Consider the following 26,390-nt stretch of genomic DNA (forward strand, 5'->3'; position numbering starts at 1 on the left):
CTGTACTATTTTAACGCAGCCTTATAGATTTTAAATAAGTATATTTTAAAATGACAATATTATTATAACTCTATATCAACTTCAAGACTTCATTTTTTTCCAATTCATTAGAATTTTTTAATATTTTTTTTATTCTAATTGGAGAATCTCCTAAAATAAATATTCTATCTGCTAAAAATAATGCTTCCTCTATATTATGAGTTACAAATAATACAGTTCTCTTTTCTTTTTTTAGTATCTTTCTAAAATTATCCATTATAATTTGTGTATTCTTTACATCAATAGATTTAAAAGGTTCATCCATTATAATATTTTTTGATGGGTATATAAACGCTCTGGCAATGTTTACTCTTTGTCTAAGACCACCACTAAGCATTTGTGGATAGAACTTTTTATATTCGCTAATTCCAACTAATTCTAAATACTCATCACAAATTTTATTTAGTTGAACCTTATTATAGTATCTATTTACGACTATCTTTATATTTTCTTCTACTGTTAACCAGTCTATAAGTCTATCATCTTGAAATATATAACTAGCTTCTAATTTATTTTCTACTCTATTCAATTCTTCTTTGATACTTAGATTGTCAGTATCATTTTTAATAATTCCACTTATTATGTTCAAAAGTGTAGTTTTTCCACAGCCAGATTTTCCAAGAATACAGTTAACCTCATTAACATAAAAATCAATATTAAAATTTTCAAATATAATACGATTGTCATACCTTTTATTTATATTTTCAATACTCAACTTTATCTTTTCCATAAAAAAGCTCTCCTTGCTAAAAACTTTTGAGTTATTTGTAAAATGGCAGAAATTAATAGAACGATAATTATCCATGCAAATATTCCAGATGTATTAAAATTAATTTTTTCAGTCTGTATCATAGTTCCAATACCATATGTAGGTTGACTATAGACCTCTCCTGCTATAGCAACTTTCAAGCTCAAAGAAAATGTTGACACTAGTATAGATATAATTTGAAATTTTATAGCTGGCAAATAAATTTTTAGTACCTTATCTATAAATCTTATTTTATATACACTTGCCATTTCTAATAGATTCTTATCTATATTCAATATAGCACCTAAAACGTTATCATATAATATAGGAAAAACTATAGCAAATCCAACTATAAAAGGCGTGCTATCTTTTTCAAACCAAATAAGTGCAAGTACTACCAATATCATAGTTGGTATTGAACGTGCTAAAGCATTAATTGGTTTTAATAAGTTTCTAAAAAATCTACTTAAATAGGACATTATTGACAATATAATAGCAAAAATCACAGCAAATAAAAAACTAAAAAAACATCTTCCCATAGAATAAAGTATGTCTATATAGAAATTAGAATTAAGTATGATTTCTTTAATACTATTAAATACTTGAACTACTGTTGGCAAAAAGATATCATTATCAATTTTCAAAGCAATAATTTGCCATAAAAATAAGAGGATAACACAAGAAAGTGTTACCTCTAATTTATCTATAAATTGTTCTTTATTTTTTTTATTTTTCAACAGAGTATATTGCTTCATCAGGTACTTTGCCTCCTAATGTCTTATCATCAAAATCAGCCAATTTATCATAGTAGTTTTTGTAGTCTTCAAGCATATCTTTAACTGGAATATATTTTAAATTAGCTCTTTCAAGAGCTTTTCCTATTATCTTTGATTCAGTAGATATTTTTATTTTTTCAGAATATGCACCTAATTCTTCAGGATTTTTATTTGCCCAATCTATACTATTTGATAATTGACCTACAAAAGAATCAACAAAATCTTTATTATCTCTTAAGAACTCAGATTTTACAATTAATGTAGATTGTGGATAGCCCTCTTTTGAGCTGCTCATTTCCTTCCATGAGTCATTTAAACTTTTTATGATTTTTATATCTGGATTTTTAGACATCAAAGCACTAAGTGCAGGTTCTGGAACAATACCTGTTGTAATTTTACCAGTAGCCAATAATGGTACTAATTCACTTGCTGAATTCACATAATTGAACTTTATATCTGAAGAACTTATACCCTTTTGCAATAAAATACTCTTCATAGTTATATCTGGAGTAAGGCCTTTACCTGTACATCCAACTTCTTTACCAAGCAAATCAGAATAGTCTTTTATATTTTCTGTTGATACTAAATAAAGTGAACCCATTCCTACAGTACCAACGATATTATATGATGAAGTTTTATTATATGCTATTGCAGCCATATTTGATGGAACTATAGCTATATCTACATCTTTTTTCATCACTCTCGTAGAGATTGCCTCTGGTGTCTTCTCAATACTATACTCTGTTTCATATCCCTCTTTAATTTCTGGATTTTCATTTGCAAGTTTAGCTATTGCTACTGCTGGCAATCCATCTGGAACAGCCACTTTTACTTCTTTAACAACTGATAACTCTTTTTTTGGAGATTTACTTTGCTCTGATGAACATCCTACCAAAAAAGTCACACCGAATACTACTAATAATATTATAGAAATATACTTTTTCATCTTTTCCTCCCAAAGCTAACATCTTATAAAATAATTATATTTATTTATATTAATTTCTGTTAATTTATCGAATTATCCTTCTTATTTAAATCTTTTTATTTATATTATCTTCTAATATCTTTTCTTTTTCTTAGTTGAACTTTTTTGTTGATTCTTATTAGTTTTGTTATTTGTATTGGCTCTTTTATTTTTATTTACACCTTTAGATGTATTTTTCTTAGAATTATTTCTATTAAAATAAGGCTTCTCATCTCTTGGCTTTATCAGACATCTATGCCCAAAACCAATTAAGTCTTCTCTCCCAGCTTCTACTAATGCAGAATATACTAATTCATAATTTCTAGGTGCTCTATACTGTAATAAAGCCCTTTGCATTGCCTTGTCACGTTTTGCTTTAGGTACATAAACTGGCTGCATTGTAAGTGGGTCTATACCTGTATAAAACATTGTCGTAGATAGAGTTCCAGGCGTAGGATAAAAGTCTTGAACCTGCTCTGGTTGATAATGAGTATCCCTTAAATACTCAGCTAACTCTATAGCACTATTTAATGTTGAACCAGGATGGCTAGACATTAAGTATGGTATTAAATATTGCTTTTTACCCAATTCTTCATTTATAGCAAAAAACTTCTGTCTAAACTTATCATAAGTTTTTCCTGCTGGTTTTTGCATATATTTTAAAACTTCTTCTGATATATGCTCTGGTGCTACCTTCAATTGACCACTTACATGATGCTCTATCAATTCTCTAAGGAACTTATTGTTTTTATCTGCCATTACATAATCATATCTGATACCAGAACGCACAAATACTTTTTTTATTTTAGGTAATTTTCTTACTGCTCTAAGTAAATGTAGATACTCACTATGGTCTGCATCTAAATTTTTACATGGTGATGGTGATAGACATTGTCTATTTTTACAAGCACCTTTAGTAATTTGTTTATTACATGCTGGCCTTCTAAAATTAGCTGTTGGCCCCCCAACATCATGTATATATCCTTTAAAATCATCTAAATTTGTTATTCCTATTGCTTCATCAATAATTGATTTTTCACTTCTACTTTGAACTGCTCTCCCTTGATGAAATGTTATTGCACAAAATGAACAACTTCCAAAACATCCTCTTGAGCTTACTATACTAAATTTAACTTCTTCTATCGCTGGTATACCACCAAATTTTTCATATACAGGATGGTATGTTTTTTGATATGGTAAACCATATACTTCATCTAATTCTTCTCTGCTAAGAGGCTTTTCTGGCTTATTTTGTACTAAATACTTACTTCCTTGAGGTTGAACAATTACATTTCCTCTAAATGGGTCTTGCTCATCATATTGAATTTTAAAAGCCTCTACATATTTCATTTTGTCTTCACATATTTCTTTATATGATGGAATTAATATATATTTATCATATATTTCATCCAAAGTGTCTGCAACATAACATGTCCCATCAATATGTCTAATGTATTTTGGGTCATATCCATCATTAAGTGCATGTGCCACCTCTACAATCTGCTTTTCACTCATACCATAAACTAATAAATCAGCACCACTATCTATTAACATAGATTTTCTAACCTTATCACTCCAATAATCATAGTGTGCAAATCTTCTTAAACTGGCCTCAATACCACCTATGATTATTGCAACATCGCTATATGCTTCTCTTATTTTATTGCAATAAACTATAGTCGCTCTATCTGGTCTATAACCCATTTTTCCACCTGGAGAATACATATCTTTGTCTCTGTGTTTTTTACTAACAGAATAATGGTTAACCATTGAATCCATATTTCCTGCATTGACTAAGAACCCAAGTCTAGGCTTTCCTAACCTCATAAAGTCGTCTGTAGTCTTCCAATCTGGTTGTGCTATTATTCCAACCTTATATCCAGCATTCTCTAAAACCCTAGATATTATTGCTGTCCCAAAACTATGATGGTCTACATATGCGTCTCCTGTAACTAGAACAAAATCTAATTCTTCCCATCCTCTATCTATCATGTCTTGTTTACTTATTGGTAAAAACTTATTTTCCATATTATCACCTGCTCAATATATATTTAACAAATATTTTTCATACAAAAGTATCTTTTTATTTTGTTCTTAACGCTTAATTATATCACAAAAAATACTTAAAACCACAACTTAAATAATTTATATAGACATTTTAAGTCTAATAAATTTAAATTGTGATTTTAAGTAAATTCATAATACTATATTTTAAACATTTTCTTCAGGCTCAAAACTACTTACTTCATTCCCAAATATTAAGCATGCATCTTTGCCATCAAACCATTTCAGAGTAGTTGTAGTTATATTTGCATTTATATCAAATTTTTTATTACGCATAAATGATTTACAAGTATCACTGCTATCTTTTAAATGCCTCATAGGACATTTTTTACAAGGTTTGTTTTGATTGTTTAAGATTGCCTTATAACATAAATCCCCTATATGAGTATTTGGTGCTGACTCAAGCATTTTTTTATTTATAAATAACAATTCATAAGTATTTCTATCAACAACATACGCCCATATATCCATATTGTCCATTACAGACTTTTGAATCTTTAAAGACTCTTCTAGCTTGTTTTGTATACGCATTTTTAATAAAAACATACTAAGTGTTTTAGATATAAAGGTTAGTGTATTTACTTCATCACTAGTCCACATACGATTATATGAACATTCATCAAAACCTACAAAACCTCTAAATTCATCACCCTCCAAAATTTTGCATTGTAATATTGAACGTATATCTTGTGGCTTAAGTATTTTTTTCTCATCACTACCCAAACTATCAATATCATTACAATAAAATAATCCATCTGCATTAAAGTTTAAAAGATAATTGCCTAAATCATCATAATAAATATTTTTAAGATTATCAATTTCTGAACTTATCCCCTCATTGCACCATTCAAATGTATTCTTACAAGCTAAATTATCATCTGAGTTTTCAAATATATAGACACGACTTACATTAAAATGCCTACCTACAATATCTAGAATTAAGTTTACTGCCATTTCTATATCGTTTGATTCATATAGTATATCAAATATATAGTTTGTTATATGTTCTTTAAAAGTCCTATCTATATTGACATTTTCATACGTATTTCTTGTATTAGTTATATATTGTGCTTTATCAATTCTTTTATCATATAATGTATAACAATTTTTACCTTTTCCTTTAGCTGAATAAAGAGCTATGTCTGCACGTCTAAATAGCTGCATATAGTCCAGACCATCTTGTGGAAATCTAGCAATCCCTACACTTAAGGATATCTTATAATTGTTTCCTGCCCCTACAAAAGACCTTTCAAAGGCTTTAACCAATTCTTCAGCTTTATTTATAATATCTCTTATTTCAGAAACGTCTTTCATAAAAACAATAAACTCGTCTCCACCAATTCTTCCTACTATATCAGATGCCCTAAATAAATTAATTAAATCACTTGCAATTTCACTTAACACAGCATCCCCATATAAATGCCCTAAATTGTCATTTATTCCTTTAAAATCATCAATATCAATAATCATTAAAGCACCTTTTCTTTTTTTATCTAATGTTATGTACTCTTCTATAAGCGATTGAGATGCTTTTTTATTATATAAGTCTGTCAAAGGGTCTTTTTCTGCCCTTTCTTTCAATTTTTCAGCTTCTCGCTTTACCTCATCAATATCAGTCAAACTCCCTACAACCTTATAAGGCATTCCATTATCATCAAAAAGTGTTGTTGCCTTTATGCTAAACCAGGCATAAGTAGTATCCCTAATTCTAAGTCTAATTTCACACTCTTCATATTCACTACCTTCTGAAGTAAGTTTAATTAATGAAATAAATTTATCCATATCATCCTGATATATATCTACTGATTTAATTAGATTTTTTGTTGCATTTTCGGTTATAGGGTCATAGCCAAACTTATTATACCAGTTTGGTGAAATATTCATTTGGTCTTTTTCTATATCCCATTCTACTATGATATTTTGAGTCTGTTTTATAATAATCTCATGACGTTCTTCACTTTTTTTAAGCTGTTGTTCTAATAGTTTAGCAGAAGTAATATCTACAATAACACTACATAATACAGATTTCCCATCTTCATAAACTATTTTTCTACCTTTTAATAAAATCCATATAATAGTTCCATCCCTTTTCTCTATTCTTTGTTCACTCGCAAATGTATCACTTATTTTGAGTTGTTCATTAATACTATCAATAAGTCCTTTTCTATCATCTTTAAAAATCAGTTTTATTAATTTATTATTTAGTTCGTCTTTCAGTTGTTTACGTGTATATCCAATCATATTTAAATATCCTTCATTTAAATATATACTGTCAAAATCATCATTTATCTCAGTTATAACTATACCACCAACAATATTATTATTTATAGCTTCTATTTCAAATCGTTTTGAATTTAGCTCTTCTTGTGTCTTTTTAAGTTCTGTTATATCAGTTAAAACTCCCTGAATACACTCATTTCCTTTGTTATCCTTTATAGATTTACTTCTCTCTAAAATCCAAATTATACTTCCATCTTTTTTTACAATTCTATATTCAACTTCAATTTTATCTTGTTTTTCTAACTGATTTAGGATAGTACGATTAAACTTGTCTATATCTTCTTTGTAAATCATATCTTTAAATTTATTTTTAAATATTCTATTTAAATCTTCATCAGAGTAACCTGTAAGTTCTAGAAACCCTTGACTTACATATGACATAGTCATATCTTCATCTTTCAGACAGTTTTTAACACCTCCTAGTATATTATCTGTAAGTGCTTTGAACTTTTCTTTTTCGTTTATAATGACCCTAGTATTATTATTTATAATGTAGGCTATGTATACTATGAAAATCAATATAACTAGTAGTATTTCCAATGCGAATATATATACATCATAAGATATATTTTCTGACTGAATAGACACTATTTCATTTGGTACAACAGAAAAAACATACCAATCATTAATCCCAAGTGGTCGATAATTTAGCATAAATTTCTCATTATCTAAATTATAATTAGAATATCCCGATTTATCATTTTTCATATTTTCTTTTATGGTTTTTATACAATCTACTTCATTACAATTATCTTTGTTGAAAAGTTTAAATATACAGGATATCATTTTACTATTTGTACTTTGAGCAATTATATCTCCATTTTTTTTTGCAACAAAAACATCTGCCTTTTCATCAAATGCTGATAATCCTAATAATTCATTTAACTTTGTTGAATCATAAATTCCACTTAAAACACCCACTATTTTCCCACTTTTATAAATGGGTGCTGATAAAACTATTATTTCTTTTTTATCGATACTAGATTTTAAAGGCTCTGATATATTCCTTTCCCCATTCTTAGCTTTTTTAAAGTAATCTCTATCTTGAATATTACTGATGATTCCATCATTAGAATAACTTTTTCCATCCAATCTAGAAACAGTCATACTAGTTAAAGAACTTCGATTTACACTAGAATCCATTAAATCAATTACCATTTCATCATTTATATTGTTCAAATTTCCAATAAAATTAGCAATAGATTCAAGCATGTCAAATTGACCACTAAGTTTTGTCTTGAGATTAATTATATTATGTTCTGTAAACTCGGACAAATATGTATGTGTGGTTTCTTTTAACTTATTATCTAATTTAAACTTGAACTTAAAAATAGCACCACCCGTTAAAATAATTATAATAATAAACAAGATACTAATACCTAATATTCTTGGCTTTAGTCTGTTAATCATACTCACATCCTCATTATATAATTATGTTATTTAATTCTTCAGTAGGAAATTATCTTAAAATAGAAAAAATATTTAACTAAAACCGAGTATTCTTTATTCATTTTGCAAACATTTGCATTCATTCCTATTTTTAAGACTTTTTAATAAATATTTTATTTCTTCCTATATTAGAATTAAACAACATACTTTCAGATTTATTTATAAAACCTTGGTTCATACTTTACTCTTAATAAATATTAAGAACTCTAACTCTATTTTTAATTTATCAAAACTGATAATGTAATATATTCATTATTATTCATTCCTTTTCTAATTAATTACTATACCCTTAATTTCATACAAAAAAATAATATGTATTATCGGATAATAATTCTAGCATAACATTATAATGTCCTTTTATTTTTTCATTTTTATAAGTGTGAAAATATAATTTATTATTATAAAACATAAATTTTCATTCTAAATTATAACATAGAATACTGCTATCTATATATTAAAATTATCCATTTTCTAAAAAAAGGTAACTATTATTAAAAATATTATCTTCTAGTGTTTATATATCATATATAACTTTGAACAAAAACAAGGGCTAAAAAGTGTAAATCTCACTTTTTAGCCCTTGTTTAATTATTCATTTATTTCATGTAGAAATAGCCCACATCTTACTTTAGGTTCAAACCATGTTGATTTTGCTGGCATTATCTTGCCTGCATCTGCTACTCTTATCAAATCCTCAATACTAGTTGGATACATTGCAAAAGCTATCTTCATATCTTCATTAACTCTTTTTTCTAATTCTTCAAGACCTCTTATACCACCAATAAAGTCAATTCTTTTATCTACTCTAGGATTCTCGATTCCTAAAATAGCATCAATAACATAGTCTTGTAATATAGAAATATCTAATGAATCAACAGGGTCTTCTATTTCTAATAAATTCTTATTAGCCTCCATTTTGTACCATTTATTGCCTAGATACATCCCGAAAGTTCCTTTTTTGTCAGGTTTATATTTTTCTTTTCCTTCTATTTCTTCTAGCTCAAAATTTTCTTTTATTTTATTTATAAATTCTTCCTCACTTAAACCATTTAAGTCTTTGATAACTCTATTATAATCCAAAACCATTAAGTTCTCATCTGGTGCAATCATAGCTATAAAATAATTAAATTCTTCTTTTCCAGTATAGTTTGGATTTTTAGCTCTCATTTCTTTTGCTACATTTTCTGCTGAAGCTGTCCTATGATGACCATCTGCAATATATAGATAATCTAATTTCCCAAATTCATCTACTAAATTACATATTATATCATCATTCTCAATCTTCCATACTGTATGCTCTATCTTGTCATCTGTTACAAAATCGTATAAAGGGTCATTATTATCCATAAAATCATTGATTATATCATCTATCAATCTTTGATGTTTATAAGTTACAAGTATAGTTCCCGTATTAGCATCACAGTATTTTATATGCTTAGTTCTATCAATTTCCTTTTCTGGTCGAGTGTATTCATGTTTTTTTATTGTTCCATTTAAGCTTTCATCAACTGATATACATGCTACTATACCAACTTGAGCTCTACCATCCATGATTTGTTTATATATATATATACACTCTTTATCATCTTTTACTAGAATTTCTTGTTGTCGAAATTCATCTAAATTTTCTCGCGCTTTTAAATAAACTTTTTCATCATATAAATCTATATCTTCATCTAAATCAATTTCTGATTTATCTATATGCAAAAATGAATATGGATTCCCTTCTGCAATTTTTCTAGCTTCTTTACTGTTCATAACATCGTAAGGAAGTGCTGCTACTTTATCTACTATATATTTATTTGGTCTAATCGCCTTAAATGGTTTAATAGTTGCCATTACTCATTTCCCCCTAATTATATAAATATTTTATAATGCTACCTCTATTAGATTATTGAAGTCAAGAAAGAAATCTTGAATCACATTTACTATTTCTTCTCCTATTCTTTCTTGAGCTTCTACTGTAGATGCCCCAATATGAGGTGTAGGAGAAACTCTTGGATGATTTACTAAGTCTAGATTTAATGTAGGTTCTTGTTCATAAACATCTATAGCAGCTGCTGATAATTTACCTTCATCTAATGCTTTTAGTAAATCTTTCTCATCAACTAAACCGCCTCTTGCACAGTTTATTAGATAAGCACCATCTTTCATCTTGTTTATTTCTTTTTCAGTTATTACTGCCCCCTTATTCTTATCAAATGGTATGTGTAAAGATAAGAAATCTGCCTTTTCTAAAACTTCTTCCATATCACAGAATCTATATTTGTTAAAGCCTTTTGCTTCACCCATTATGTCAGTATATATAACATCCATACCTAATAGTTCAGCTCTCTTTGCAACTTCTTTTGCAATTCTTCCAAAACCGATAAGTCCAAGTGTCTTTCCATTAATTTCTGTACCTTTATATTTTTTCTTCTCCCATTTTCCATCTCTCATAGTTACATTTGCAGTATTTATGAATCTTGCAAGCACAAATAATTGACCTATTGTAAGCTCTGCAACAGATATACTACTTGCATTTGGAGTATTCATAACTTTTATGCCATTAGCTTCTGCATATTTAACATCTATGTTATCTAATCCTACTCCACCTCTTACTATTAACTTCAATTTTTTGCCCTCTAATGCTTTATCTATTACATCCTTAGTAACTTTAGTAGCTGAACGTACTACAAGTACATCAACATCTTTAAGTTTATCTCCTAAATCATCTTTTTCATAAAACTGCTCTATCACATTAAAATTTAACTCTCTCAATTTTCTCGCTGCTTCTTTCTCTATTCCATCAGTAATTAATATATTATACATAACAAACTCCTCCAATTTTTATTCACTTAATTTTCCCAATTTTTATTTTTTAAAGTATTTTTATCCATAAAACACTTTATTTAGTTTAACTTTCTGTTTATATAATTTTCAAAATATTTTTTTATTAAAGTCATATCAAATTTCCCTATTCTTTGTTAAAAATTTAATATGTAATTTTTATAAAATATATTCTACTATATATTCTAAATTTCTATTAAAAATACATAATTTTATAATATTATTTATTAAAACCTAATATATCATCAATATTATCTAGTAATTCTTGTACATCTTCGACAGTATAGTCACCCATATGTGAAATTCTAAAAGTTTTTTCTTTTAAATCGCCATAGCCATTTGCTATCTGGAATCCTCGTTCTTGTAATTTTGAATTTAAATTTGATACACTAATACCTTGAGTATTTTCTATAACAGTAAGTGTATTGGATAAGTGATTTTCATTGGTAAAAATTTGGAAGTGTTTTTTAGCCCAGTTTCTAACTAAGTTTGCCATGTCTTCATGTCTGTTAAACCTGTTATCTAAGCCTTCATCTAATATATTATCTAATTGGAAATCTAAAGCGAACATGTGAGAAAGAGATGGTGTTGAAGGGTATTGGTAGTTTTTCTTGATTAAGTATTCATACATTGCTAACAAATCAAGATATACTCCTCTAAAAGGTACTTGCTTAGCTCTATCGATTGCTTTTTGAGAAAATGTGCAAATAGACATTCCTGGTGGTAATCCCAGTGCTTTTTGTACTGATGTTATACAAATATCTATTCCAATCTTATCAACCTCGACTTTTATTCCACCGGCTGAACTTACAGTGTCTACACAGTAGACCACATCTTTATACTTTTTAACAACTTCTCCGATTTCTTCTATTGGGTTTCTTATTCCAGTTGAAGTTTCATTGTGAGTTACAGTTATTAAATCGTATTCTCCGGTAGAAAGCACCTTATCAACCATTTCTGGTGTTGTTGCCTCTCCTAATTCAACTTTAAATATATCCGCTGGGACATTATTAGCCACTGCCATTTTGTACCATCTATCACCAAAGGATCCACAGGAAAATACTGCTGCCTTTTTGGATGTACAGGAACGAATGGAGCCTTCCATTAAACCAGTTCCGGATGACGTGGATAAAAGTATCGTGTTGTTTGTATAGAATAGTTTTTGCATTTTTTCACTTATACTCTTTTGGAGTACAGATGCATCTTTTCCTCTATGTCCTATCATTGGTGTAGCCATCTTTTGCAAGACTTCTTCTTTAACATCAATAGGACCAGGAATAAATAATTTCTTACTCATTATAATTCCCCCCTTTTTTAGTTTGTAATATGGATAGCGTTTTTACTGTCCTTATTTTTAATAACTATAATATCAAGCTGAATTAACTATGTCAACATAAAATTTATTTTTTATATATAATTTTTATTATATATTTTATGAAATCATTCATTTTGTACATCATCACAAGTCTGAATATTCTGAAATATACTCTCAAAAAAAATAGACTTTTTAGCTATGTAAATTAATTTTTTTGATATGTAAATTTAATGCTATTAAGAGAAATCTTTTTAGTATAGCTAATTTATTTTTATTTTATATTTTTTATAGAATTTTTTAATTTTATGTTTTTTAGATATAAATTTTTTTTAATTAAAGTTCAATATATTCTACATTTTCTTTTGATTCTTCGAAAAACCATTCTTCATCAGAAAAGTCACCTTCTGAAATTTGACCAATAGGCATTTTCATATATTTTCCAGTTGCTGTCACTGCTACATCTCCATTTGGTAGAATGATTTCACCTGTACCTTCAAACAATTTCCTATTTTCTTTAGTTATTCTTCCAACAACTTTTATAGTCGCATCCGTTGGCACTGGCTTTTTATATTTCAATTCTAAAGATACTGTCACTCCCCAAATTTGGTCATCATTTATACTTACAGCTCTTCCAATAGTCTCATCCAATATTGCAGCAGACATACCTCCATGTACTCTTCCTGGATAACTCTGATGCCAATCTTTTGTATTACAAATTGATACAAGTTCTCCATTTTCAAGTTCATAAAAATCTGCTTTAAGTCCTAGTTCATTCTGTGTTCCACAAACTAAACAAGATTTGCTACTATTTTGCTTCTTTAAAACCTTATACTTTGCCAAAAAATCCATCTCCTAACCTACATTGATAGTTGCTTAATATTAAATAATTCTAAAATATATTATATAATATTAATTAAATACCTGCAAACTTCTAATACTAAAAATAGACTATTTCGATATGATGACTTTAATCTTATGTATTACTTTCTAAAAAAACACAATATGGTTTTATGTAATTAAAATTACTCAAAACCATATTGTGCTCTAAAAATAAACTATATTAAAACAGATTTTTTACTAATTTCCCAAATCATACATTCAATCTGTATTATATAAATTAAATTATAATTCTAAATTTCATTTACTATTAATTCGCCCATTTCCTTAGTTCCTACAACAGTTCCCATACTATTATAAATATCACTAGTTCTATAGCCTTTATTAAGTACACTTTGCACAGCACCTTCAATACACTTAGCTTCCTCTTCTAAATTAAAACTATGTCTTAGCATCATGCTTACAGATAGAATAGTTGCAATTGGGTTTACAATATTTTTTCCTGCTATATCAGGTGCACTTCCATGTATTGGCTCATACATACCAAAACTATCTTCTCTAAGTGATGCTGATGGTAACATACCTATAGAACCTGTAATCATGGATGCTTCATCAGATATTATATCTCCAAATATATTATTAGTTACTATTACGTCAAACTGACTAGGGTCTCTTACAACTTGCATCGCAGCATTATCAACATACATATGAGATAACTCTACATCCTCAAACTCTTTAGCTAGTTCTTCCATTATACTTCTCCATAGTCTTGAACTCTCAAGCACATTTGCCTTATCCACACTTATAAGTTTTCCTTTTCTATCTCTAGCTATTTCAAAAGCTCTTTTTCCAATTCTTCTTATTTCATTCTCGTTATATGTCTCTACATCATAAGCATTTTCAATGCCATCAATAATTTTTCTTCCACGTTCTCCAAAATAAATGCCCCCTGTTAACTCTCTCACAACAATAAAATCAATGCCTTTCTCAACTATATCTGCTCTAAGTGGTGAAGCTTCTTTTATACTTTCATACATTGTAGCTGGTCTTAAGTTGGCAAATAATCCCAATGACTCTCTTAGCTTTAAAAGACCTGCTTCTGGTCTTATATCACCCTTACATTTATCCCACTTTGGACCTCCAACAGCACCAAGTAATACAGCCTCACTTTTTCGACAAACTTCAACAGTTTTATTTGGTAAAGCCTCTCCAGTTTCATCTATAGCACATCCTCCAGCTAATACATATTCACAATCGAATCTATGGTTAAATTTAAAGCAAATTTTATTTAGAACCTTTATACCTTCTTCTATTATTTCTGGTCCAACACCATCACCTTTTATGACTGCTATATTATAATTCATAACCCACTACCCCCTGTTTACTTTTATTGAATTGATTAAGCCTTCATTTAGTATAATATTTTGCATAAACTCAGGAAATGGTTCTGCCTTATACTCTTTTCCTTTTGTTATATTTTTTATGACACCTGTAGAAAAATCTACTTCTATATTATCTCCTTCTTCTATATTGTTAGCAGCCTCTTCACATTCAAGTATAGGAAGCCCTATATTTATAGAGTTTCTAAAGAATATTCTAGCAAAAGTAGAAGCAATTACACAGGATACTCCACTTTCTTTTATTACAATTGGAGCATGTTCTCTTGATGAACCACAACCAAAGTTTTTAGTGGCAACTATAATGTCTCCTTTTTTTACCTTAGAAACAAATTTATCATCAATATCCTCCATACAATGCATAGCTAATTCTTTATAATCAGCTATATTTAAATATCTAGCTGGTATTATTACATCTGTATCTATATTATCTCCGAATTTAAAAACACTTCCATTAGCAATCATAAACTTTACCTCCTTTAAATTATCTCTGATGGTTTTGATATTTTACCAGTTATAGCTGATGCTGCTGCTACAGCTGGGCTTGAAAGATATACTTCTGAATCAACATGCCCCATTCTTCCTACAAAGTTCCTATTTGTTGTTGAAATTGATTTTTCTCCTGATGCAAGTATTCCCATGTGACCTCCTAAACAAGGTCCACAAGTTGGAGTGGAAACTGCTGCTCCTGCCTCTATAAATGTAGTGATATAACCCCTTTCTATAGCTTCAAGATATACTTGTTGAGTTCCAGGGAATATCATTACTCTGACTCCATCTGCTACTTTTTTACCTTTCATGATTTCAGCCGCTACTTCAAGGTCTGATATTCTTCCATTTGTACAAGAACCGATTACAACTTGGTCTATCTTTATATCCTTATCAATCTCATCTACTGTTTTAGTGTTTTCAGGAAGATGAGGAAAAGCTACTGTCTCTTTTAATTCAGCTAAATCAATTTCATATACTTCATCATAAACAGCATCTTCATCTGCTTCATATACACTTACATCTTTCGTTATTGTTGTACACTTATGTGAATTTATATATTCCATAGTTTTATCATCTACTGAAAAAATTCCATTTTTAGCACCTGCTTCTATTGCCATATTACAAATAGTAAATCTATCATCCATAGATAAATACTTTACTCCATCTCCACAAAACTCCATTGACTTATAAAGTGCACCATCAACACCTATCTTACCTATTATATGAAGTATTACATCTTTACCACTTATCCATTTACTTGGTTTATTCTTCAGTATAAATTTTATTGCTCCAGGTACCTTAAACCAACATTTTCCTGTAGCCATACCTGCTCCCATGTCAGTTGAGCCTACTCCAGTGGAAAATGCTCCTAAGGCTCCATATGTGCAAGTATGTGAATCTGCACCTATAATTACATCTCCAGCTGTTACTATCCCTTTTTCAGGAAGAAGAACATGTTCTATTCCCATCTCTCCTACATCAAAGAAATTTATAACGCCTTTTGACTTCGCAAAACTTCTTGTAAACTTACATTGCTCTGCACTTTTTATATCTTTGTTAGGTGCAAAGTGGTCTAAGACCATTACTACTTTAGTCTTATCATAAACATCTTCAATACCTAATTTTTCGAACTCTCTAATTGCTACTGGTGATGTTATATCATTTCCTAAAACTATATCTAAATCTGCTTCAATTAGCTGCCCTTTCTTAACCTCATTTAAATTAGCATGTTTTGCTAAGATTTTCTGTGTCATAGTCATCCCCATCTTTTACTTCCTCCTCAATATAACTTTTATTTATCGCGTTCATAAGTGCATTAATAGCTGCTGTATTTATATTTTCTGATATACTTACACCAAAATAGACTTTATCATTGTGTTCTATCCCTACATAAGCGACACCTCTTGAATGTGAGCCTTCTTCTAATGCATGCTCCCAATAGTATCTGAATTTGTAATCTTTCATGCCACATTCTTTTAATGCATTATTAAACGAATCTACAGGTCCATTTCCTATACCAACAATTCTTTGTTCATTTCCCATGTAAGTTACTCTTGCGGTCATCTCAATCATATTAGTATCATTAGAATCATCATTTTCATAGTTTAGTTCATCCATTGATTTTATTTTATATTTTTTAACTTTATAAGGGCTCTCAACATCAATATATTCCTTCTTAAATAAGTTAAATATTGCTTCACTGCTAAGCTCTTCCCCTATTCTATCAGATTCCATTTTTACTACATTTCCAAAATCAGAATGCATATTCTTAGGTATCATAAATCCATAATCTGTTTCCATTATATAAACAGCTCCTCCTTTTCCGGATTGGCTATTTATTCTAATAATCTCTTTGTATTCTCTTCCTATATCATGAGGGTCTATTGGTAAATATGGAACTTCCCAGTAATCATTAGCTCTGTTTTTCATTGCTATCATGCCTTTTCTAATAGCATCTTGATGAGAACCAGAAAAAGCACAATGTACAAGATTCCCTGCATATGGATGTCTATCATGGACTACAAGTTTTGTACATCCCTCATATATTTCTCTTATCTTATCAATATTGCTAAAATCTAACTCTGGGTCTATTCCTTGTGTATAAAGATTAAGTCCGACATTCACTATATCCATATTCCCAGTTCTTTCACCATTTCCAAATAAGGTACCCTCAAGTCTATCTGCCCCAGCTAATAATCCAAGTTCACTTGCTGCTGTACAAGTCCCTCTATCATTATGAGTATGCAAACTTAATATGATAGAATCTCTACAACTTACATTTTCACAAAACCATTCTATTTGGTCTGCATATACATTTGGTGTTGCCATTTCCACTGTTGATGGAAGATTTATTATCACTTTCTTTTGTGGAGTTGGCTTCCAGACATCTATCACTGCCTCACATATTTCAAGTGCATAATCCATTTCTGTTCCTGTAAAACTTTCTGGTGAATATTCAAAAGTAAACTCTGTCTCTGGATATTTTTTTATCTCTTCATTGAACAATTTTGCCCCTTCAACTGCTATATCTATTATTTCTTGCTTACTCATATTAAAGACTACTTCTCTTTGAAGAACTGATGTAGAATTATATAAATGTATAATTGCTTTCTTACACCCTCTTATTGATTCAAATGTTTTTTCTATAAGATGAGCTCTGGATTGTGTAAGAACTTGTATAGTTACATCATCTGGAATCATATTCTCATCTATTAATTTTCTTAAGAATGTGTACTCTGTATTTGATGCTGATGGAAATCCCACTTCTATTTCCTTAAATCCTGTATCTAAAAGCATTTTGAACATTCTGACTTTTTCATCTACACTCATAGGTGTTGGTAGTGATTGATTTCCATCCCTTAAATCAACACTACACCAAATTGGAGCCTTAAATATCTCTTTGTCTGGCCATTTACGATTTTCTATTTGCATTTTTCCATACTTTTTATACTTTCCATATTTCATGTTATTTCCCCCTTTTATGTTTTTTGTATCCAGTATACCTTATATCGACGCAATCCTACCCCATTTAATTCATAAGAATAAATATTAATTTTATCATTAGAATAAAAATAACCCCATCTCTAGTAAAATTAGAGACGAGGTTTTGCTCGCGGTACCACTCTATTTAGCTTTCTAAAAAGCTCTCTTAGTAATAGCCAACATAAATAATTATAATGACTATATTTCCTATAACGTGGAATTACTCCGATTATCCTAAGACATAAATCTTAGGAAACAGCTCCTAGACAAGTTCAGAACTATCAACTACTAAATCACACCATACTTTAGCTCTCTGAAAGTTTCATTGTTCTTACTGCTTCTATTCATTGCTTTTTTAATCATTTAAATTTTCTAAATATTTTGATTTAATAGTTATTATATACACATTAAAATATATTGTCAACACAAAAAAAATAAATATCTATATTTTTTTATTTTTTATTTTTAACAAGTAATTTTATAAACCATGCTAACTATTGAAAACAGTATAGTGTTATCCCTTAAATTTTTTCAACTTTTCGTCTATAATATTTAATAATTTTTTTTCATCTTCAAAACTCAGTGCACTCAATCTTATTTTATAATTAGAATCGTCTGTGTATATATTTAATACTTTTTTTACCACTTCTATTTTTTCTATTATTTTATAGTTAAATTTTTGATTTTTTTTGGATTTTATACTGAATATACATTGATTATTTATTAATATTGAATGATTATCAAGAGTAAGATACACTTTTCCCTCATATTTATTAAAAAAATCACGTCCTTGTTTAAAAAGAAAAACTGCTGTTACTATACATAAAAGATATAAGATTTTGGTTGAATATATAAAAATTGTAGCTAAAATTACAAGTGCTAAAAGCATATATATAACCATTCCTTTTTTAAAATAACCATTGTCATAATAATTCATATAGATAAACTTATTTTTACTCAAATTTTTTCACTCCCACGATTCTAAAAATTTATATCAAAAAACTCTATAATTTCGTCTTCATGATAATTTATGACCAATTCATCTGGGAAATCTACTGATTTTAAAACTTTCTCTGCATTTTCAAATTCGCCTATAGAATAACATATATGAGAGTCTGTACCAAGAATCACTCTTACCCCATGTGTTTTACATAACATTAGCATGTGACTTGCATTTTCCCAAGTTCCAGTTCTATGAGAGTTTGAACTTAATGAGGAATTATTTATTTCCAAAAGAATATTTTTTTCTTTAGCTTTCTTTACTATAGATTCATAATCTAAAGGATATCTACTATCATCTGGATGACCAATTATTTTTACTTTAGGTTTATCCATTACATTCAAAATAGCATTTGTATTTTCTTCTTTTGTTCCTGAAATTATACAAGGTCTATGAAGACTTGCAATTACATAGTCTAGATGCTGTAACATATCTTCCTGAACATCTAAATTTCCATCATAATCCATTATATTTCCTTCTATTCCTCTAAGGACTCTTACATCTTGTACTTTTCGTGGAAGTAGATGTAAATTATAAAAATAAAATGGATGTGGCCCTCCTGGCATATTAGGTCCATGGTCTGATATTCCTAGATATTTTATATTTTTATGAACTGCTTCTTCGACATTTTCTTTAAAAGTACTATGTGCATGTCCACTTATTAAGGTATGACAATGTACATCTATAATAGACTTTTTCATTAAGTTTCCTCCTGATATTTTATATAATTTTTTGTAGATAGCTAAAGGGCTATTTCAAAACTAAAGCTGTCATAATAGACAGAGTAATGTTTTAAAACAGCCCCATTTTAAATTATTTTATACTTCTAAATCTTTAAATTTATCTTTAAATAATTCTCCAATACTTCCTAAAGATTCCTCTACTTCTAGGTATTCTGTTATATCTTCTTCTGGCTCTCTAGTCGCTTCTTTTACTGAAACTAACATTCTTTTAGTCTTTGGTTTAAAGTCAAGAATTTTAACTTTAACTTCATCTCCAATATTAACAATATTAGTAACTTTAGCAACTCTAGTATCGCTCAATTCAGATATCGGTAAATAAGCATCTACACCTTCTTTAATTTGAACAAAAGCTCCCTTTTCTATTATTCTAAGAACCTTAGCATTAACAACATCATCAATTTTCACTTCTTTTGCTATTAAATCCCATGGGTCATTATTTATGTCTTTTAATGCTAATGCAATTTTTTTAGTATCTTTATTTACATCTAACACATAAACTTCTACTTCTTGACCTTCTGAAACAACATCTTCAACATTTTCAACCCTTGCCCAAGCTAAATTATTTATATGTGCTAATCCTTCAATTCCACCAATATCCACAAATGCTCCATAAGACATTATCTTCGTTACTTTACCATCTCTTTTTTGTCCAACTTCAAGAGAATTAAATAATTCTTCTTTTGCTACTTTAATACGAGCTTTTTCTTCTTCTCTTTCTTGTTTGATTCTAGCTCTTTCAGCTTCTTTTTCTGCTTTAATTTGAGCTCTTCTTTCTTCTTTCTCTTTATTTATACGTTCTTGTAATACATCTCTATGAGATGCTACAAGTCTATTCTTTCTAATATCAAAGTCTCTTATATAAACTTCTAAATTAAGACCAACAAATTTAGATGTATCTGTAATAAACTTTGTATCAAGTTGAGAGATTGGTATAAAAAATGTATATGTATTGTAATTAGCAAATACACCTTTGTCTATATTTTTTTCAACATTTACAGTTATTATTCTATGTTCATCATAAGCTTTTTGTAATTCTGCAAAATCATTTCTTTTATCAAATTGTAATTTAGATAAAGTTATTGTCCCATCTTTTTGAGATACTTTTGTTATTACAGCACTTACTTCATCACCTATATGGTATAAGTCTTCTATATATTGATTTTTTTCTATGTTTAATTCACTTATAGGTATTATCCCATCAAACCCGTAGTCTAATCCTAATTGTACTTCATCATTTCTCACTGCAATTATTTTTCCAGTTATTAATTCTCCAACTTTCACTTTGCTGAATACTTGTTCTTGCTGGTCAAGTAATTCTTGCATTGTTAAATCATTTTCCATTATATAAACATCCTTTCCTTTTATTAATTATCATATCTGTAAATATTATACCATTAATATTGCAAATACTTACATTTTTCTTATTGTAATTTTAAAAATTAATTCAACTTTATATCTTTATACATTATAGAAAATATCTTATTAAATTAAAATACAAATTCTAATTTTTATCTATTAAAATATTTTCATGGAAATTTTATATTATATATATTATTCTTCTGTCGTTTTAGATTTTGATAGAGAGCTTTTATAAAATATAAAGAAACAGATTGCTGTTATAGTAGCTGCTGTTATATCTGCAATTGGCTCTGCTAAAAGTACTGCAAAAAGTTTTTCATTAAAAAATGTTGGAAGTATAAATATTAAAGGTATCAAAAGTACAACTTTTCTAAGAAGAGCTAAAATCAAAGATATTTTTGCTTTTCCAAGTGCTAAAAATGTTTGTTGACAAGCTAGTTGAATTCCAAACATAAAAGAACCTGCAAAATATATTTTTATACTCCAACTAGTCATGCTAAGTAACTGCGGATTCTTATTAAATATACCAACAAAAAATGCAGGGAACATCATAAGTAGAATCCACAAAATAGTAGAATATGTAAAACATGACAATAGGCACAATTTAAATGTCTTTTTGACTCTATCAAGTTGTCCTGAACCATAATTATAACTTATTATTGGTTGTGCTCCTTGTGTAAAGCCCATATTAGGAAGCATAAGAATTTGCATTATACTACTCATTATAGCCATTGAACCTACTGCTAAATCTCCTCCATACATCTGCAATTTACTATTTAATGCTATAAGTACTAGACTTTCTGTAGATTGCATTATAAATGGAGATATTCCTAACGCCAGGACTGGTAATATAATACTTACTTTAGGTATCATATACTTCTTTTTTATCTTAAGTATACTTTTTTTTCCAAATAGAAACACCAATACCCAAATAGCGGAAACACCTTGTGCAATTATAGTGGCTAATGCAGCTCCTTTTACACCCATATTAAGACCAAATATAAAAATTGGGTCAAGTATTATGTTTATCAAAGCACCTATAGCAACTGTAATCATACCAGTTGTAGCAAATCCTTGGGTATTTATAAAAGTGTTCATTCCCAATGAGATTTGAACAAATACTGTACCTATTAAATAAATTTTTAAATAATCCATCGAATATCCAATAGTAGATTCACTTGCCCCAAACATCCAAAGCAAAGGCTCTTTTCCAATCTGAAAACCTATAGTTAAAAGTATTGCTAAAATCACTAATACAGAAAAACTATTACTCATTATTTTCTCTGCACCATCATTATCTTGTTCACCCATTTTTATAGCAGCTAATGGTCCTCCTCCCATACCAATTAAATAACTACATGAAGTTATTATAATTATTATCGGAAATGCTACTCCGACACCTGCCATAGCAACTTCTCCACTTTCCATTCTTCCAATGAAAATCCTATCCACTATGTTGTATAAAACATTTACGATTTGTGCAATAATAGCGGGCGTAGCAAGTTTAAATAACAATTTTCCTACACTTTCATTTCCTAAATTAGTGCTTGAATTTTCCACTTTAAAACCTCCTTAGTCTATTAATTAAAATTTATTGTGATTGAAATTTTATTCTATATAAAAAATTTATTTTATTAGTAGGAAAATTTTTAGTACTTTCCTCACAAATAATACTATACTATATTTCTTTAGCCATAGTAAACATTTTAGAGCAAAATGAATTTAAATGATACTCATAAAAAAACTATCCAAACATATTGCTTGGATAGTTTTATATTATATGTAGAGAAAGTGCTGAAACTATAACTCCTGATAATAAATTACCAATAAATACTCCTACAAAGGCATCTTTTATTCTCATTTTTAGTATAGAAGCTATAGCAGATGCGGTCCATGTTCCTGTAGTTGGAAGTGGTATCCCTACAAATAGTATTATACCTATCATTGAAACACTTTTTAATTTTTTCATTCTTGAATTTATTTTTCTATCAATTGTATCTGCAATCCCTTTAAATAATTTTTTCCCTCTTAAAAATTGCAATACATGCCTAAATGTTAATATCAAGGGAATTGATACCAAAGTAGAACCAATTACACTAAATACATAAACCCACATAGGATTTAAACCCATTGCAATACCTATAGGAATGGCTCCTCTTAATTCTGTTACAGGAACCATAGATAAAATTAATATGTGTAAATATCCCAAACTATTCCCTCCTATTCTAAGTGACATTAAGTTATGAATTTATTCGTTCTATAACCTCACCATTCTTTTTACTAACCAAAAAAGCATTTTTAGCTAATGAAAGCATAGGTAAATCACTCTTAGAGTCCGAATATGCATATGAATTTTCATAATCAATCTCTATCCCAAGCTTATCTAATACAGCCTTTATTCTATGTATTTTTTCAATTCCCTTACAGTTTTCCCCCACAAATTGGTTTTTATATCTTGAATTTTCATAAAACAACTCAGTGCCTATAACCTCATCTGCAAAACCATAATGTTTAAAGTATTTCATATACGCATATGGAGATGCTGTTATCATAATTATAATATTATGTTCTTTTTTGTTTTTGTAAATAATTTTTTTCATAGACTCGTTAATTTTTTTCATAATACAGTCATCAAAAAAAAATTTTAAATCTTCTTCACTAAAATCTACTATTGGATGAAAGATTGCCTCTTTTGCTCTTTTCAAAGGTACTATTCTAAGTAAGTACATAGCTAGAGTAAAAACAATATATGGCAACTTTATAATAGTTTTAAATGTTTTATTTTTTAAAGAATAAATAAAAAAATCTAACATGCTATCAGTATTTATAACAGTATAATCTACATCGAGTAATAATACACTTTTTTTCATAAGTATTTCCCCATCCTATCACTAAAAAATTAATATTATTAAACATGCAATTATCCACAATATTACGTTTATTTTTAAAGTCCAGTCTTTTAATACAATCTCGGTAGGATTTCCTTCATTTGTAGTGTTAATTATATAATTATATCTAAGTACACCATAAACTACAAATATTGTTGTAAATATCATATGTGGTTTTTCTGGATTACTTGTAGAATACAAAGCATAACACACAATTGTAGAACTTAACATAACTACCATCATTTGATTTAGATTTTCTATGTCATAATCTTCTAGTATCTTTCTATGTTCAATTGCATCATCTCTTAAAGTCTCTATTTCTTTTTTACGTTTTCCAAAAGCTAAGTACAAAGATAAGAAAAAGGTACATAATATTATCCAATTTGATAAGTTTACATCTATGGCTACACACCCTGCATAAACCCTAAATATAAATCCAAGAGATATTGAAAACACATCTAATAATATTAGATTCTTTAATTTAAGAGAATATAATATATTATTTATCAAATAAAGAACAAGAATTATAGTCAATCTGAAATTAACAACTATTGATAAACTAATTGAAATCAAAGCTAATATTACAAATAGTATATTAGCATTTTTTTTACTTATTCTCCCACTTGCAACTGGTCTATTACGTTTTTTAGGATGTTTTTTATCTTTATCCATATCTATAGCATCATTCAATGCATATACTGATGATGATATAAGACAAAAACATACAAATGCAATAAATGTCTTTAATAGTAAATTTGTATTTAGTATGTTATTTGAAAAAATTATAGCCGAAAATACAAAGAAATTCTTTATATATTGCTTTATTCTCATTAGTTTTATATAATCTGAAATTTTAGTAAGAAGCTTTACATTTGTATTTGTCTGTTTCATAAACTTACTACCCTTTCAATATTATTTTTTAAACAGGATATGACTTTATCCCTATATTTAAAATTTCTATAAATCCATTTACATTACTAATTATTATAGTAACCAGTAACAATGATAGAAATATATTGTACATATTTTTTTCATTTTTTCTAAGTGCTTTAGTGAAATAAGCCAATAAGACTATAACTGCAAAACTAAAATTTATAGCCATTATACTTGAATTAACTAGATTATATCCTATTATTCCATGTAAAACTAAGTTGAATATAATTATTCCCATACATAGTTTAGGAACTCTTTTTTCTGAGTTTTCAATAACTGACAAAACACAAAAACAAAATGCTAATAATGTAAGAATAACTGGTATTGTCGCAACTTCTCCATTTTGCAAAAACAGACCTTTTTTAAGCTCTGCTCCAGGAAAATAAAAAACTGAATACAACAATCTTTCTATAATCATTGCAATTTTTTCTAAAATTGGTCCACTTCTTATAAATTTCGTGTCATACTGTATTACATTGCCAAGGTTCATAAAACTCTCATAAGATTTCGTTGAAACTACACAAATATATGCTATTAAGATAAATGTAGCTAAATGTTTTAACATTTTTCCTAATTTTAGCTTAAATTCAAATATAATATTAAAAAAATACAAATATATATTGCTAATAGTTATTCCAAACAAAGGGATAGCAGCTAATTCAACCAAATAAGAATTTTTTCCTTTCATCTTATTTGCAATAAGTATAAAAAATATTAACGAAAACTGACTATATATAAATCTCTCTACATTCAAAGTCATAAATAGTTGTGGGAAAGAAAATATCATTATCATAGTAAGTAAAATTAAAGTTAACCTCTGCATTTTTATCTTTTTAATATGATTAAAAACTAAAGTTATAGACATCGCGCTAGTTATTATTTGTAGACAAATCAATCCAAATCCATAAGCGCTATTAAAATCGGCTGTTCCTGGATTTGCTATTGATGTACAAAATAAGTATATTGGATATGCAAAAATTGATATAATTGCTGAAAATAATATGTGTTTACTATTATCTTGATTTATAGCAAATACATTTAAATTGAATAAAACGCCAGTATCTGTATCTAATAACACATCATAAGTATTGTTCAAATCATAAAATATAGTGGTTTTTGAAAAAAATATCTTAGTTATTATTAGATAGGTTATTACAACTAATATAAATAACAACATCTCATTTTTGTATTTTAATATTTTACTCATCAATATATATCACCATCCATTCATTATATAGGATTTGTTACTACCTATAATTTATTCCCTTAATTTTAATAGTCGCCTTTATAATATC

General features: G+C 28.4%; 21 protein-coding genes and 1 other annotated feature. All 21 genes read right to left on the minus strand.

Annotated features, from left to right (window positions below; translation table 11 throughout):
- Window positions 1-70: 70 nt before the first annotated feature.
- Window positions 71-769: an ABC transporter ATP-binding protein gene (locus tag Q3304_RS13960; RefSeq protein ID WP_054276159.1), complete on the minus strand. Its 699-nt coding sequence runs from the start codon at window positions 767-769 to the stop codon at window positions 71-73.
- A complete protein-coding gene (locus tag Q3304_RS13965; protein WP_407814061.1) occupies window positions 757-1,542 on the minus strand; it encodes an ABC transporter permease in 786 nt (261 codons plus the stop codon). Before Q3304_RS13965 ends, Q3304_RS13960 begins: the two co-directional genes overlap by 13 nt.
- Window positions 1,514-2,509: an MqnA/MqnD/SBP family protein gene (locus Q3304_RS13970; RefSeq protein ID WP_223153208.1), complete on the minus strand. Its 996-nt coding sequence runs from the start codon at window positions 2,507-2,509 to the stop codon at window positions 1,514-1,516. The genes Q3304_RS13965 and Q3304_RS13970 overlap by 29 nt, the downstream gene beginning before the upstream one ends.
- 111 nt (window positions 2,510-2,620) lie before the next feature.
- Window positions 2,621-4,555: a YgiQ family radical SAM protein gene (locus Q3304_RS13975; RefSeq protein WP_054269541.1), complete on the minus strand. Its 1,935-nt coding sequence runs from the start codon at window positions 4,553-4,555 to the stop codon at window positions 2,621-2,623.
- A 183-nt stretch (window positions 4,556-4,738) separates the two neighbouring features.
- Entirely contained in the window at window positions 4,739-8,281 is a 3,543-nt protein-coding gene (locus tag Q3304_RS13980) for a diguanylate cyclase domain-containing protein (protein WP_407814060.1), read from the minus strand.
- A gap of 627 nt (window positions 8,282-8,908) precedes the next feature.
- Window positions 8,909-10,159: a DUF1015 domain-containing protein gene (locus Q3304_RS13985; protein ID WP_054269539.1), complete on the minus strand. Its 1,251-nt coding sequence runs from the start codon at window positions 10,157-10,159 to the stop codon at window positions 8,909-8,911.
- Between the two features lie 30 nt (window positions 10,160-10,189).
- Complete coding sequence (locus Q3304_RS13990) at window positions 10,190-11,131, minus strand: D-2-hydroxyacid dehydrogenase (RefSeq protein ID WP_407814059.1); 942 nt, start codon at window positions 11,129-11,131, stop codon at window positions 10,190-10,192.
- Window positions 11,132-11,369: 238 nt separating this feature from the next.
- Window positions 11,370-12,446, minus strand: coding sequence for an alanine--glyoxylate aminotransferase family protein (locus Q3304_RS13995; RefSeq protein WP_021383755.1), 1,077 nt, complete (start codon window positions 12,444-12,446; stop codon window positions 11,370-11,372).
- 351 nt (window positions 12,447-12,797) lie between these two features.
- Window positions 12,798-13,313 (minus strand): PaaI family thioesterase, encoded by a 516-nt coding sequence (locus Q3304_RS14000; protein ID WP_054269537.1) that lies wholly within the window; start codon window positions 13,311-13,313, stop codon window positions 12,798-12,800.
- 281 nt (window positions 13,314-13,594) lie between these two features.
- Window positions 13,595-14,665 carry a 3-isopropylmalate dehydrogenase gene (gene leuB / locus Q3304_RS14005; RefSeq protein WP_407814058.1) on the minus strand — a complete coding sequence of 357 codons (1,071 nt, stop codon included), beginning with the start codon at window positions 14,663-14,665 and terminating at the stop codon, window positions 13,595-13,597.
- Window positions 14,666-14,671: 6 nt separating this feature from the next.
- A complete protein-coding gene (gene leuD / locus Q3304_RS14010; protein ID WP_054269535.1) occupies window positions 14,672-15,163 on the minus strand; it encodes a 3-isopropylmalate dehydratase small subunit in 492 nt (163 codons plus the stop codon).
- 14 nt (window positions 15,164-15,177) lie between these two features.
- Window positions 15,178-16,455 (minus strand): 3-isopropylmalate dehydratase large subunit, encoded by a 1,278-nt coding sequence (leuC, locus tag Q3304_RS14015; RefSeq protein WP_407814057.1) that lies wholly within the window; start codon window positions 16,453-16,455, stop codon window positions 15,178-15,180.
- Window positions 16,412-18,154 carry a 2-isopropylmalate synthase gene (gene leuA / locus Q3304_RS14020; protein ID WP_074178275.1) on the minus strand — a complete coding sequence of 581 codons (1,743 nt, stop codon included), beginning with the start codon at window positions 18,152-18,154 and terminating at the stop codon, window positions 16,412-16,414. Before leuA ends, leuC begins: the two co-directional genes overlap by 44 nt.
- Window positions 18,155-18,281: 127 nt before the next feature.
- Window positions 18,282-18,529: a binding site (T-box leader), on the minus strand.
- Between the two features lie 157 nt (window positions 18,530-18,686).
- A complete protein-coding gene (locus Q3304_RS14025) occupies window positions 18,687-19,133 on the minus strand; it encodes a hypothetical protein (RefSeq protein WP_054269532.1) in 447 nt (148 codons plus the stop codon).
- A gap of 20 nt (window positions 19,134-19,153) precedes the next feature.
- Entirely contained in the window at window positions 19,154-19,873 is a 720-nt protein-coding gene (locus Q3304_RS14030; RefSeq protein WP_054269531.1) for a phosphatase, read from the minus strand.
- A gap of 117 nt (window positions 19,874-19,990) precedes the next feature.
- Window positions 19,991-21,256, minus strand: a complete 1,266-nt coding sequence (locus Q3304_RS14035) for a 30S ribosomal protein S1 (RefSeq protein WP_407814056.1) — start codon at window positions 21,254-21,256, stop codon at window positions 19,991-19,993.
- 210 nt (window positions 21,257-21,466) lie between these two features.
- Window positions 21,467-22,834 carry an MATE family efflux transporter gene (locus Q3304_RS14040; RefSeq protein WP_074178276.1) on the minus strand — a complete coding sequence of 456 codons (1,368 nt, stop codon included), beginning with the start codon at window positions 22,832-22,834 and terminating at the stop codon, window positions 21,467-21,469.
- Window positions 22,835-23,045: 211 nt separating this feature from the next.
- Window positions 23,046-23,483 (minus strand): small multi-drug export protein, encoded by a 438-nt coding sequence (locus tag Q3304_RS14045; RefSeq protein ID WP_074178277.1) that lies wholly within the window; start codon window positions 23,481-23,483, stop codon window positions 23,046-23,048.
- A 31-nt stretch (window positions 23,484-23,514) separates the two neighbouring features.
- Entirely contained in the window at window positions 23,515-24,144 is a 630-nt protein-coding gene (locus Q3304_RS14050) for an HAD family hydrolase (RefSeq protein WP_407814055.1), read from the minus strand.
- 21 nt (window positions 24,145-24,165) lie between these two features.
- Window positions 24,166-25,053 (minus strand): decaprenyl-phosphate phosphoribosyltransferase, encoded by an 888-nt coding sequence (locus Q3304_RS14055; RefSeq protein WP_407814054.1) that lies wholly within the window; start codon window positions 25,051-25,053, stop codon window positions 24,166-24,168.
- A gap of 28 nt (window positions 25,054-25,081) precedes the next feature.
- Entirely contained in the window at window positions 25,082-26,302 is a 1,221-nt protein-coding gene (locus tag Q3304_RS14060; RefSeq protein WP_223153215.1) for a DUF6080 domain-containing protein, read from the minus strand.
- Window positions 26,303-26,390: the final 88 nt, after the last annotated feature.

It is taken from the genome of Clostridioides sp. GD02377 (genome assembly GCF_045899875.1).
Taxonomy (GTDB): domain Bacteria; phylum Bacillota; class Clostridia; order Peptostreptococcales; family Peptostreptococcaceae; genus Clostridioides; species Clostridioides difficile_A.